Annotated in this window: 11 protein-coding genes; all 11 read right to left on the bottom strand. The window is 40.7% G+C overall.

What is annotated here, in order from left to right; genetic code table 11:
* Nucleotides 1-5: 5 nt before the first annotated feature.
* Genes ACXJIE_RS09665 through ACXJIE_RS09615 form a run of 11 tightly spaced genes read right to left on the bottom strand, consistent with a single transcriptional unit; the run spans nt 6 to nt 11,703 of the window.
* Nucleotides 6-2,264: a tetratricopeptide repeat protein gene (locus ACXJIE_RS09665; RefSeq protein WP_456480768.1), complete on the bottom strand. Its 2,259-nt coding sequence runs from the start codon at nt 2,262-2,264 to the stop codon at nt 6-8.
* Between the two features lie 31 nt (nt 2,265-2,295).
* The gene (locus tag ACXJIE_RS09660) at nt 2,296-3,633 is read right to left on the bottom strand and encodes an NADH-quinone oxidoreductase subunit N (RefSeq protein ID WP_456480767.1); all 1,338 of its coding nucleotides are present in this window, start codon (nt 3,631-3,633) and stop codon (nt 2,296-2,298) included.
* Nucleotides 3,633-5,060 carry a complex I subunit 4 family protein gene (locus tag ACXJIE_RS09655; protein ID WP_456480766.1) on the bottom strand — a complete coding sequence of 476 codons (1,428 nt, stop codon included), beginning with the start codon at nt 5,058-5,060 and terminating at the stop codon, nt 3,633-3,635. The genes ACXJIE_RS09660 and ACXJIE_RS09655 overlap by 1 nt, the downstream gene beginning before the upstream one ends.
* Nucleotides 5,060-6,913 carry an NADH-quinone oxidoreductase subunit 5 family protein gene (locus tag ACXJIE_RS09650; protein ID WP_456480765.1) on the bottom strand — a complete coding sequence of 618 codons (1,854 nt, stop codon included), beginning with the start codon at nt 6,911-6,913 and terminating at the stop codon, nt 5,060-5,062. Before ACXJIE_RS09650 ends, ACXJIE_RS09655 begins: the two co-directional genes overlap by 1 nt.
* Nucleotides 6,906-7,214, bottom strand: a complete 309-nt coding sequence (locus tag ACXJIE_RS09645) for an NADH-quinone oxidoreductase subunit NuoK (RefSeq protein ID WP_015902741.1) — start codon at nt 7,212-7,214, stop codon at nt 6,906-6,908. Before ACXJIE_RS09645 ends, ACXJIE_RS09650 begins: the two co-directional genes overlap by 8 nt.
* Nucleotides 7,215-7,216: 2 nt before the next feature.
* The gene (locus ACXJIE_RS09640) at nt 7,217-7,684 is read right to left on the bottom strand and encodes an NADH-quinone oxidoreductase subunit J family protein (protein WP_456480764.1); all 468 of its coding nucleotides are present in this window, start codon (nt 7,682-7,684) and stop codon (nt 7,217-7,219) included.
* Nucleotides 7,681-8,265 (bottom strand): 4Fe-4S binding protein, encoded by a 585-nt coding sequence (locus ACXJIE_RS09635; protein WP_456480763.1) that lies wholly within the window; start codon nt 8,263-8,265, stop codon nt 7,681-7,683. Before ACXJIE_RS09635 ends, ACXJIE_RS09640 begins: the two co-directional genes overlap by 4 nt.
* A 1-nt stretch (nt 8,266) precedes the next feature.
* Nucleotides 8,267-9,238 (bottom strand): complex I subunit 1/NuoH family protein, encoded by a 972-nt coding sequence (locus tag ACXJIE_RS09630; protein ID WP_456480762.1) that lies wholly within the window; start codon nt 9,236-9,238, stop codon nt 8,267-8,269.
* Between the two features lie 9 nt (nt 9,239-9,247).
* On the bottom strand, nt 9,248-10,897 hold the full coding sequence (locus tag ACXJIE_RS09625; RefSeq protein ID WP_456480761.1) for an NADH-quinone oxidoreductase subunit D-related protein: 1,650 nt from the start codon (nt 10,895-10,897) through the stop codon (nt 9,248-9,250).
* Nucleotides 10,898-10,907: 10 nt separating this feature from the next.
* A complete protein-coding gene (locus ACXJIE_RS09620; RefSeq protein ID WP_015901732.1) occupies nt 10,908-11,381 on the bottom strand; it encodes an NADH-quinone oxidoreductase subunit B in 474 nt (157 codons plus the stop codon).
* Nucleotides 11,365-11,703 (bottom strand): NADH-quinone oxidoreductase subunit A, encoded by a 339-nt coding sequence (locus ACXJIE_RS09615; RefSeq protein ID WP_456480760.1) that lies wholly within the window; start codon nt 11,701-11,703, stop codon nt 11,365-11,367. The genes ACXJIE_RS09620 and ACXJIE_RS09615 overlap by 17 nt, the downstream gene beginning before the upstream one ends.
* Nucleotides 11,704-12,252: the final 549 nt, after the last annotated feature.

The raw sequence follows: 12,252 nt of genomic DNA, 5'->3' as shown, positions 1-12,252 counted from the left end.
TCTTTTTAAAATAAACTCATAGCTTCCTTGCATAAATTTTTCCACATTTTGGAATTTTTGACTTTCAGACATTCCTGAAGATAAATTTTACTGCCCGTTATGTTTGCAAGCATATAATAAGCCCTCGCAAGATTCTCGCCTTTTAGTTTAGGTATGATTTTTTTAAGAACTTCCTCCGCGTCTTTTTTGTTCTTTGTATATTTTGCAAAAGTGAACTCCGCAAAAGGGGAGTAAGGGTGCGCATCGAAATGATTTTGAAGTTCTATTATTTTTTTTGCATACAGAGCCGCCGTTAAATAATCCCCGTTTTTCAGGGCGAAATTCACTATTTTTATAAATACGTCACAGTTTTTTATATCTTTTTTTTCACCGAGTTTTTCCGCCTCTTTTAACGCCTCTTTGTATTTTTTCAGATTCCAAAGCGCGAAAAATTTTTTCAAACGGTATTTATAACAGCCTTTTTTCATAACCCTACACAAATCGTCTACCGCAATTACAACACCTTTGTAATCTCCCATAAATTCCAAAGCTTCAATTTTTCTTTTCATCCACACAATAAATATTTTATCATCAGGAGAGTTCAGATACTTGTTGCAAATTGAAGAAGCAAAACCGAAATTTCTGCTTTTTATCGCACACTCATATAGTTTTTCGTCATATTTGTCGTCAATCTTTACAGAAAATTTCTTCATTATCCTGATTGCCCCGGCGCATTTTCCGCTGTTTAACAGTTTGATAACATATTTTCTTGCAACGTTTTTTATGAACCGTTTTCCGTCTTTTATAATATTGCCCGTTTCTATTTTAGGAGCCATTTTTAAAATTTTTTCATATTCTTTAAGTTTGTACAGCAGCATAATTTTTTTGTCCAGTGCTTTTTTCGCAATACTCTGCCCTTTATATTTTTCAATTATTTCATCGATTTTCGTAAGCTGTTCGCTTATGTTTACGTCATTGATTTCAAAAAGTATCTTATCCCTGAGAGATGCGAGCTTGTCGCTGTAATCCCCGTACGGAAACTCCTTTAAATACCTGTTTATCCAGTAGGAGGTTTTTTTATAGTTTTTTTCATCATAAGACCACAATGCGAGATAATATTCCAGCGGTTCGTACAAATCGTCAAGTTTTTTTAAGCGTTTTAACAGATCTTCGCCTATTTCTATAGCCAAAGAATAAAGTCTGTGAGATGCAAGCGTTTTAGCAAGTTCGAACGCTTTGTTTTTATCTTTCAGTATAAAATTTTTGTTCGCCCTGTAAACCCTTTTATAATATTCGAAGGCGGTTTTTATATCCCCCTTGTCCATATAACGCTGTGCAAGCCTGACCGCGGCCAATGAAGCGACTTCCACATCCTTTGTGGAATAAAGAGCTTTTTTATAAAGCTCGAAAGCTTTTTTGCTCTCTCCCATAACATACATTTGATCCGCCCAGTATATCATCGCCAGATAAGCTTCTTCCGTACCGGGATATTCGTTTATTATACGCTGGTAAAAATAGCTTGCATCACTCATAAAACCGAGCTTTGTGTAGTTTTTGCCCATCAAAAGCAAAACCTTTGGAAGATTTTCGTTAAAAGCGTATTTTTTAATCCATTTTTTGCCAAGTGAAATAACGTCTTCGGGTCTGTCTTCCGAATCGAGTATTTTCATTTTTAAAAACTCAATATCAGGCAGAAAAACGGAATCAGGAAATTCTTTTACAAAATCGTCGATATCGCTTAACACGTCCTTTCCTCTTTCATACGCCTTTTTAATTTCAAAATATTTAATTACATCCCGGGCCTGATTGTCAACATTTATGGGGTTTCCGTTTTCGTCTATGCTTCCTATGTATATTTTCGGGGAATTTTTGAAATATACATTCAGCCCGTAATTAGGTTCCCTTTTTATAAAAGGAATTTTGTCTCCCGAAACAATCACCCATTTTTTGGCCTTTTTAAGCTTCACTCCTATCAGTGCGTCGTTGAACAGGTCGTCGTCGAATTTTCTTAAAACGTATTTTCTTTTAAGGGATATTACGAGATAAAAACGGTTTTTTTTAAACAGGGGGGATATTCTGAAAAACACGGTGGCGGTTTTGAAAACGGGAGTCGAAGGATGTCTGTCGAATTCGCAAATTATTTTATTTTTTTTCTCTTTGCAAAAAAAAGGTTTTTTGTTTTTGATGGTTAAAACTTCATAAGCGTATTTGTCTTTTGAATAATCCACATTTATTTCAAGAGTATAAGAAAAAACAAAAAAAAAGAAAAGAAGGAAAAATTTCAACTTACGCCTTTTTGCTAATTATAGCAAAAGATTACATTGAAATCGTAGTGTTAAAAACCTGTACGGCAACAATACCGAAATAAACGGTTCCTATTAACAATATAAGCTGTCCTATAAGACTGCCGCCTGAAATTGTTATTTTTTTCACCGTACCGTCAACCGGTTTGTCAAAATAAATATGTTTCACAATCCATGCATAATACGCAACCGCCAGTGCGGAATTGAGAAGGGCAATTAAAACTATCGGCCACAAACCTGCATCAACACCGGCGTAAAAAGCTACCGCTTTTGACAAAAATCCGGCAAGAAGCGGAATTCCGGCAAGCGAAAAGAGCTGAATCGTAAAAAATAATGCGTGCACCGGCGCCTTGTTTCCGAGTCCTTTTATATCTTCAAGATACTTGACACCCGCTTCCCTTCTTAAATCGTTCAAAAGCAAAAACACGCTTGTTTGCATAAATATATACGCAATAGCGTAATACAACACCCCCGTATATGAATAAACGCTGGCGGCCGCCGCAAAAGGAATAAGCGCATATCCGCTGTGCGCAATGGAGGAATAAGCCAAAATTTTAGAAATTCTCTTTTGCCAAAGCGCCATAAAATTCGCCAGTGTCATCGTAACGACGGCAAAAAAACTGAAAATTAAAACGGTAGACGTCGGATAGGCGATTAAAAATTTATAAAACGCCTTAAAAACCGCAACAAGCATAACACTTTTTATTACACCGCTCAAAATGGCTGCGGCAGCATGGTTTACCTGGGAATATGCGTCCGCCGCCCAGCCGTGCATAGGCACAACGGTAAGTTTGTAAAAAATACCGGCCAGCATAATTGCAACGGCTATAAGAGTAAATTTACCATGTACGTTCATTTCGGCATAATTGAAACTGTCTGTCACAAAGCTGAAAAGCGCGAAACCGAGAAGGATGATACCGCTTGCAACGGCACCGGCTATAAATGCTTTGATAGCACCCTCTGCATTGTAAAAGTTCCTTATGTTAGCAACAAGCACGTAAGAAATAATGGCAATAACTTCAAACAAAACTATAAAAATAAAGAAATTGTTCGTCTCGAGTATTGCAATACTCGCCCCTGCCACAAAAAGCATCTGGGCAATCAGAGGCCTTTCGAATCCCGTCAAAGACAACGTAACCGCAGCCAGCGTCGCCAGTAAAACGTACTCCATCAACTGAGTGGATCCGTCAAGTACAAAAAACGGAAACACATTGTTTAAGCTCATACCGTTATATACCATAACCGCACTCGCTATAAATGCGGCTATGGCGATAAGTTTAGCTATAAAAATATTACTTTTGTAAAATACCGGTACAAGTAGTCCCGCCGCTATTAATATTATGAAACTCATTACATACCTCCAAGAAAGCTAAATGCTTTATTTGCCAAATCGAAAATCGGCTGTGGTTGTATACCGAAATATACAATCATTAGTGCAAACACCCCAAGAGCCGCTTTTTCCGGAAACGACATTTTAAATTCGACTTTTTCAACCAGAGGCGACATTTCGCCGTGGATTGACCTTCTGACCGCCCAGATAATATATCCGGCGCTGATTAAACTCGCCACGGCGATAATAGCAATCCACCATCCGAAAGATTTGATTGCGGATACGATAATGGTAAGTTCGCCGACGAATCCCATAGTACCGGGCAGGCCTAACGCCGCCATACCGGCCAAAATGAAAATGGCGCTCACATAAGGGGCTTTTTTCATAATACCGCCCATTTCATCCATATACCACGTATGGGTTTTGTGATGCAGCCACCCCGCAATAAGGAAAAGAGGTGAAATTACAAGGGCGTGGCCTATCATTTCATAAAGAGCGGCACTGAGCCCGTCGTAAGTCATGGTGGCTATCGCAACAACCACAAGCCCCATATGGGAGATGGAGCTGTATGCCACCATCTTTTTGACGTGTCTTTCGTATATTGCAAGCATTCCCGCAAAAAGCGTGGTATTAAGTCCTATTATAAGCATCCACAGCGAAAATTCCTGCGTAGTGACAGGCATAAGTTCCACCGTAAACCTGATCAGACCGTACGCACCCATTTTTAAAAGAACCCCGGCAAGAAGCACCGAAATACTGCTCGGAGCCTCCACGTGCGCATCCGGAAGCCAAGTATGAAAAGGAAAAGCGGGAAGTTTCGCCGCAAACCCTATAAACATAAACCACCATATAAGCGCAGGTGTCGCAAGAGCCGTTTCTCTTATCAAAGTAAGATCCCAGTAACCTGTCTGTTTAAATAGAAGATAAAAACCTACAAACATAAACATACTCGCCACATGCGTGTATAGAAAAAATTTAACCGCGGCATATATTCTTCTCTCTCCGCCCCAGAATCCTACGAGGAAAAACATAGGTACCAACGTAAGCTCCCAGAACATAAAAAACCACAACACGTTAGTAGTCATAAACACCCCGAATATCGGTCCGCTGAATAATACAAGCAGACTGAAATACGCAGCCTGGTTTTTTTCCTCCCATGACGTAAACACTACCAAAATCAAGAGTGCTGCGGTAAGAAGAAGCATTGCAACACTTAACGCGTCAACCCTCAACGTCAGCTCGAAACCGAACTGTGGTACGCTTAAAAAGCTTCCGAGCTCCAAAAAACCTTCCTGCGGAAGGGCGTGATACCAGCTAAATGCTATAAAAAACTGAACGATAAACCATCCTAACGCTATATACTTTGCCAAGTCCTGATTATTTCTTGTCAGAAAATAAAGCAGTATCGACAAGAAAATAGGAGCGAAAATAATATCTACTGCAACCATCACAGACCCTTTACAATTATTAAGATTGCAATAACTATAATTGCAACACCGATTACGAATTGACCCATATACGTACCTATTTTACCGCTGTGACCTGCCCTGAACACCCTGTATACACCCTGAGTGGCCGGCACGGTTGCGTTAACGAGATAATCTATGACGTTAGTGTCGAACCATCTTGCCGCTTTCGCCACTGAATTCACCACTATCGTTTTTGAAATCCACGTAATCATTCTTTCTACATAATATCCGTTAAACAGTATCTGATGCACTGTCTGAACGAAATGGTGGGACGCTATTTTATACAGCAGGTTCAGCCCCTTAACATAAAGTCCTATAACTATAAGGAAAATTATCATCATACCCGTTAACATAAATGCCGTAAGTCCTGCTATATGAGGCTCAACCTCCTCTTTTCCGTTCAGTATGAAATGTACAATATCGCTTTGCCAGATAGAAATGAAAAGCGTTATAACGGCCAAAACCCCTAAAGGCAGCCTAATCCATAAATTGCTCGGCGCGTGTACACTTCCCGCAATATCCTCGTTTCTCGGCTCGCCGAGGAATATAAGCACCCAGAGTCTTGTAATATATCCTATTGACAACAGCGCAGCTATTGTTACGAAAACTTTCGTAAACTCGTTTCCGTGTGCCCATGCCGACGCGACTACGGCCTCTTTTGAAAAGAAACCGCTAAAAGGAGGCACACCGGCAAGGCTCAATGAACCCATCGCCATAAACAGCGCGACAAAAGGGGCGGTTTTAATAAGACCTCCGAGTTTCCACGCGTCTTTAGTATGATGGGCTATATAAATAACGGCACCGGCACTCAAAAAGAGCAGAGCTTTAAAAATAGCGTGGTTTACCAAATGAAGCATACCGGCAGCCAAACTTCCGACACCGAGACCTACAAACGCTATAGAAAGGTGCGACATAGTGGAATATGCCAGAATTTTTTTAATCTCTTTTTGTACAAGCGCGCTGCTCGCACCTATAAACGCACTCAGTGCGGCAACGTTCGCGACTATAAAAAGCGCTTGCGTATATGCAAAGAAATCAAACAGTCTCGCTACGATGTAAATACCGGAGTTAACCATCGTGGCACCGTGAATCAGTGCGGAAACGGTCGTTGGACCTTCCATCGCATTCATAAGCCACGGATATAAAGGAAACTGACCGGATTTACCTATCGCACCCATAAAAATAAAGAGCGCGACGACAAGCGCAACCGTTTTAGAAAGTTCCCCGTTATTAGCCATTTCGTTCAGTTCGACCAGATTCAGCGTTCCGGCGTAATAAACAAGAAGACCTATTGCGGCAAGTATGAATATGTCACCGAATCTTGTGTACAAAAACGCCTGCATACCCGCATCGGCGGCCGAATTTTTATAATACCAAAAGCTGATAAGCGCATATGAAGCAAGCCCCATAAACTCCCAGCCTACAAACGCACCTATTAAATCTTTGGTAATAACCAGCAATACCATACCGCCTATAAAGAAAAGCACCTTGGAATAGTATCTAGGCTGATCGGGATCATCCCCCATATAGTCGTGCGCAAAATGAATGTCCGCAAAACCGAGACCCGTGGCAATAAGCAGCATAACAATGGAAAGGTGATCTATATAAATCCCGAACGGAAGTTTCAAATCACCGTACGCTATCCATGTATAGTCTATATTGATAGGGGAGTCGCCGTAATTGAAATAAATTACGATACTCGCCAAAAACAACATCGCCCCTACTATTTCCGCAACCCAAAACGCAAGATTCATTTTTATTTTTCCCAATACGTATGCTAACACCGCTCCTATAAACGGTGCGCATAACAATACCAATACCGCATTATTCATCGCTCACCGCCTTATCTAATTTGTCAGGGATAATCTCCCCGGTAATTCTGTAGCTTAATAAGAAAATAAGAACGCCGGCCGCAGCCTCAAGCGTTGCAATTACGATAATTACATACGCCACCGCAAGCCCTCTTGTAAGTCCGAAATGATAAGCCGCACTCGCAAGAAAAAGTATTACGGCGTTAAGTAATATCTCAAGCGAAAAAAAGATCTTTAAAAAATCACTTTTACTCGTAACTCCGTATAATCCGACTCCGAAGAGGATTATCGCAAATATTGCGTCTATATAAAAACTAACCATTTTTATTCCTTTTCATGTTTTAGTGTATGCAGCATTCTTATACTACCGTATAACACGCTCGCCGCAACAACACCCATAAAAATCGCTATTTCTGCATAAAAATCGGTAAATACCTTAACCTGGTCTTTTAAAGGAATAACTTTACCCTCATACGGGATAGGAGGCAGAATAAAAGGTATAATCAAAAGTCCTATTACAACCACCGTAACTACCGCCACAGCCCACGGTCTTATTTCGAATTTGGGGAATTTAGCCCCGATAACCGTTACACCGAAAAGAGTAAGAACGACAATTCCCCCTGTGTAAACGAATATCTGAAACAGCCCTAAAAGTTTCTCATCCATGAGAATATAATAAATACCGAGTAAAAACATCATCATAACAAAAGCCAGCACGGCGGGAACCGTGTTCTTCTGCGTCAATGCCATAACCGACAAAATCACCGCCAAAGCCAAAATCAACACGCTCATTTTTCACCTCCGTTTCCGGCATTGTCGCCATTTTCCGCAGTTTTACCGCTTTCAGCGGCTTCTGCTTTTTTCTTAGCTTCTTCCTCATCCTTTTTCTTCGCTTCGGCTTCAGCTTTTTTCTTGGCCATCATCTCTTTTTTCTTTCTCGCTTTTTCCTCTTCCTCTTTTTTCTTCTGTTCTATCCATTCTTCCGGCACTTCCGGTTTAACCCAGTAATTTTTTATGTTTTCGTCGGTTCCGTCGGTAATCATTTCAAACGTTCCGCCGCTGAGTTTAATCGCCTTTTCCGGTTTGGTAGGGCATACATCCTCGCACAGGCCGCAGAAAATACAGATACCGAGATTGACTTCGGGCAGCGCCTTAGGCCTTTTTATGGGAAGAGGCTCCATTACTATAGCATCGACCGGACAGATTTTCGCACACGCCTCACACCCTGTGCATATATCGTATCTTATTTCGTGCTTTCCCCTGAATACAGGAGAATGGTGCATTGTTTCATGTGTTACGTCCTTAGTTGCTATTCTCGGGGCCGTAAACGCTTTGGTAACCCTTACCACTTTTTCTACAATATTAAAAAACATCTTAAACTCCTAAAATATATATTTTTGCAAAAATTATCCATACAAGGTTTAAAATAGCAAGAGGCGTCAGCCAGCTCCAGCAGAATTTAAGCATCTGATCCAGCCTTAGCCTCGGGTTACTCGCCCTGATCGCAACCATTACCACGGCCAAAAGCGCTATTTTTAAAAACAGCCACCAGAAACTGTCGAAAAACAGCCCCCTGTATCCTCCGAAAAACAGTACCACCGCAGCGGCCGAAACAACAAGCATTTCCGTAAACTCGGCAAATTTTAAAAGCACATAGTTAGTACCGGCATACTCGGTGTAAAAACCGTAAACGATTTCCTGTTCCGCGTCGGGAATATGAAACGGCGGCTGCTCCAAAATACCAAGCATTGCAATAATGAATATCACCGCACCAGGCAATAAAATCAGTGTGGTCAGCCACGTGTTTTGAGACTGAATTTCATAAAGGTTCATCGTTCCGAACAGCAGCGCCGGCGCAAGTGCCGCCAAGAAAAACGGCGCCTCCATAGAAAGCATCTGCGCAAGTATTCTCATACCCCCGAGGAAAGAATATTTATTATTAGAGCCGAAACCGGTTAAAAAGAGTAAAAACGGCTCCACCCCTATTAAAACCACAAGGCCGAGAACACCGTACTGTGTGTCTAAAATCCCGTGCCCTCCGTTTATAAGCGGCGTCCAAGGAATCAGTATAACCGGCAAAGCCGCCACAAGGGGGGTAATTATAGGAATGATGTTAAAAAGGTATGGATCCGCGCTTTTAGGTGTTATGGACTCTTTCGTAAGAAGTTTGAAAACATCGTAAACCGTCTGCAGACTACCGGCCGGGCCGTTAAAATGAGGACCCACCCTTTTATGGATATAAGCCAACGTTTTCCTTGCGAAGTAAAACACGAAAAACGTCCAGGCAAGCAGAAACAAAAGACCCGGAAAAACCAAAATATAAAATAACATTGCACCAACACTCATTTTCTCTCCTTATCTATCCAGGTCGCCCTGACAGATATGCATGCTTCCGTAAAGAAGCGGTATATCCGAAAGGGTTTTACCTTTTAATAATTTGTCAAGCATCATCGTATGGTTTACGCTCGGAGCCTTGATTTTCAGCCTGTAAGGGCTCGTGGCCTTTTCGCCCGTAACCAAATGCATAAGTATTTCTCCTCTTGCCCATTCTATTCTGCTTACGGCCTCCCCTTTAGGAAGTCTTTTAGGCATTCTTACCAAATGGTCTTTTTTAGGATCCATCTCTCCGGATTCAACACCTTCTTCTATTTTAGCCATAGCCTGTTTTATCAAATCCATAGCCTGTTCGAGTTCTTTGAATATAATATAAAGCCTGTCCCTCGCATCCCCGTTTTCACACGTCACGTAATCCATTTCGAGTTTGTCGTAAGCAGCGTACGGTTCGTCTATTCTCACATCTATTTTAGCGCCGCTCGCCCTCGCTATAGGACCGGCAAGGTAATATTCGGCGACATCTTCAACCGTAAACACACCGTTTCCTTTCGCCCTTGTGTTCATCAAAGGGTTTTTCATAAATATGTCAGTAATGTCTTCTTTGGTGTCTTCGAATTTTTTAATGGCCTTATTAATTCCTTCAAACCACGCTTTATAATCGTTAAGAGGATATCTCACCCCTCCGGGCTCCACACATGCGGTCGCAATCCTCGCACCCGAATAATCTTCTAAAACGTCAAGAAAATACTCCCTGATATCAAGACACCACATCATAAACGTATGAAGTCCCATCGTTCCGAAAAACCCTCCGAGCGATATCAGGTGAGAAGCGATTCTTCCAGTTTCCCCTAAAACAACCCTCATATATTTTGCAAATTCCGTAATTTCTTTGCCCGCAATTTCTTCAACAGCCTGAGAATAACAGATCATAGGGTTAGGGTTGTCCATAAAGCATATTCTCTCAACCGCCACAATCGTTCCTATAAAATCCTTTCTTTCCGCCAAATGCTCAAGCGCCCTCCATACATATCCGATGTCGGGCTCGATTCTTTCAACGTTTTCGCCGTTCGTATAAACCCTAATCCTTATAGGTCCGCTTGCGGGGTGTGTCGGTCCCCAGTTCAGAACCGTTCTGCTCCCCTCGTGTCCGACATTTTCTTCGTAATCCTCGTATTCGTCAAAATACTCTTCAGTGATATCGCTGATGTTTTGTATCAGGTTTTTTTCATGTTCTTTCCAGTCGAAATCCTTTCTGAAAGGAAATTTGCCGTAATAATCGCGGCTTATTAAAAAATATCTTAGGTTAGGATGACCTTTGAACTTGACGCCGAATGTCGAATAGGCTTCGAGTTCATGCCAGTTTGCACTCGGCATTAAAGGCGTTATGGAATCGATTTCGCATTTTTCAAGCTCCCTTTCGATATCCACCTTTAACCATACGTTTACTTTATTGAAAAGATCTTCAAGAAAATAATTGACTTCGATTCTGTTTTCATCTATAAAATCCGTCGGAGAAACCGTCGAGCAGGTTCTGACACCCTCGTTTTTTAACGCTTCTACGACTTTTAACAAGTCGTTTTTGTCTTTAAGCTTGGCTTTTATCCATGAAGATTTGTAATCTTCTACATACTCCATTCCGAATTTATTCAATACGTTTTTTATATTCTCCATTTAGAGCCCTTTAAAATTTCATTTGTTTCCAGAGGCCGCCCTGGCTTGAAGCGCTCGGCTCCCCTCTTTTTATCTTTTCTTTAAGTTCTTCGAGTCCCGCGATAATGGCTTCGGGTCTTGGAGGACATCCGGCTACGAAAACGTCGGCCGGAAGAATTTCGGTCATATTTTTAATAACGGAAACGGAATCGTTATAAGGTCCGCCGTCGTAAGCACACGCCCCTATGGCCACAACATATCGAGGCTCCGGCATCTGTTCATACGTTCTTAGCAAAGCCGGAAGTATTTTTTTGCTTACAAGGCCGGTTATAAACATAATATCAGCCTGTCTGGGGGTCGGAGTCATTATATACCCGTACCTTTCCCAGTCGTATCTCGGCCCCATGGCCGCAAGCATTTCCAAAGAGCAGCACCCGCTACAAAAATGGACAATCCATGGAGACTTGCTCCTTGCGTAATTAAAAAAATCAAGCACTTTTAGCATTTCTATACTCCTTCATACTAATCGATAAACTAACAAACAATAATATCCCAAACGCCATAGCCCAATTTAACGCTTCCGAAGAATTGGTAAAAACAAACAAACTAAAAAACAACCCCGCCATATCAAATACGATAAACGCAATAGCAAATATAAAATATCCGAAATTCGCTTTCATAGGCACTTCGCTACTAGGCGGAAGTCCGCATTCGAAATGATCATTTTTCACATCTCCCGGATTAAACGGCGCAACCGCAATACCGAGTAAATACAAAAGTATCACTCCTAAAAGCAATCCCGAAGCAAATAGTAAAACCGTTGTCATTATTATACTCCTTTTATTAAATAGGATTGAGGATTTAGATCGCTTCGCTTGTAGGTTTTAGGATTTAGGTTTTAGATGTTTTATATATATATTTCTAAATCCTCAACACTAAACCCTAAATTCTAAACCCTAAATCCTGTGTAAATATTATAAGAAAAATTTATCAATTATACAAATTTATACACATAAAAATTGATTATAAGTTACCCAAAGTAATAAATGAGCATTCAATTGTGTCCTATGAAAAATATCAAAAGCATATCAATCGAAATTTAGAATCACTAAGCAAGCCGTATTTGAAAAAATGATATTTTTTAAAAAATACAATAAAAAATCAAAAAGATAATCAAACGTTTATTTAATTTTAATGCATAATACCAAAAAAACAAAACAAATCTAACATTTTCACCAAAACTTACAAATAGTGAAAGTGGTGAAAATGTGAAAGTGGTGAAAATGTGAAAGTGGTGAAAATGTGAAAGTGGTGAAAATGTGAAAGTGGTGAAAATGTGAAAGTGGTGAAAGTGGTGAAAATGTGAAAGTGGTGAA

It is taken from the genome of Nautilia sp. (assembly GCF_053994455.1).
This window is presented reverse-complemented; position numbering and strand designations above follow the sequence as displayed.

Excerpts from the sequence above, each read along its gene's own strand:
- ACXJIE_RS09655 (WP_456480766.1), bottom strand. The coding sequence starts at position 5,060 with ATGGTTGCAGTAGATATTATTTTCGCTCCTATTTTCTTGTCGATACTG.
- ACXJIE_RS09630 (WP_456480762.1), bottom strand. The coding sequence starts at position 9,238 with ATGAGTGTTGGTGCAATGTTATTTTATATTTTGGTTTTTCCGGGTCTT.
- ACXJIE_RS09620 (WP_015901732.1), bottom strand. The coding sequence starts at position 11,381 with ATGCTAAAAGTGCTTGATTTTTTTAATTACGCAAGGAGCAAGTCTCCA.
- ACXJIE_RS09645 (WP_015902741.1), bottom strand. The coding sequence starts at position 7,214 with ATGGTTAGTTTTTATATAGACGCAATATTTGCGATAATCCTCTTCGGA.
- ACXJIE_RS09615 (WP_456480760.1), bottom strand. The coding sequence starts at position 11,703 with ATGACAACGGTTTTACTATTTGCTTCGGGATTGCTTTTAGGAGTGATA.
- ACXJIE_RS09650 (WP_456480765.1), bottom strand. The coding sequence starts at position 6,913 with ATGAATAATGCGGTATTGGTATTGTTATGCGCACCGTTTATAGGAGCG.
- ACXJIE_RS09635 (WP_456480763.1), bottom strand. The coding sequence starts at position 8,265 with ATGTTTTTTAATATTGTAGAAAAAGTGGTAAGGGTTACCAAAGCGTTT.
- ACXJIE_RS09625 (WP_456480761.1), bottom strand. The coding sequence starts at position 10,897 with ATGGAGAATATAAAAAACGTATTGAATAAATTCGGAATGGAGTATGTA.
- ACXJIE_RS09640 (WP_456480764.1), bottom strand. The coding sequence starts at position 7,684 with ATGAGCGTGTTGATTTTGGCTTTGGCGGTGATTTTGTCGGTTATGGCA.
- ACXJIE_RS09660 (WP_456480767.1), bottom strand. The coding sequence starts at position 3,633 with ATGAGTTTCATAATATTAATAGCGGCGGGACTACTTGTACCGGTATTT.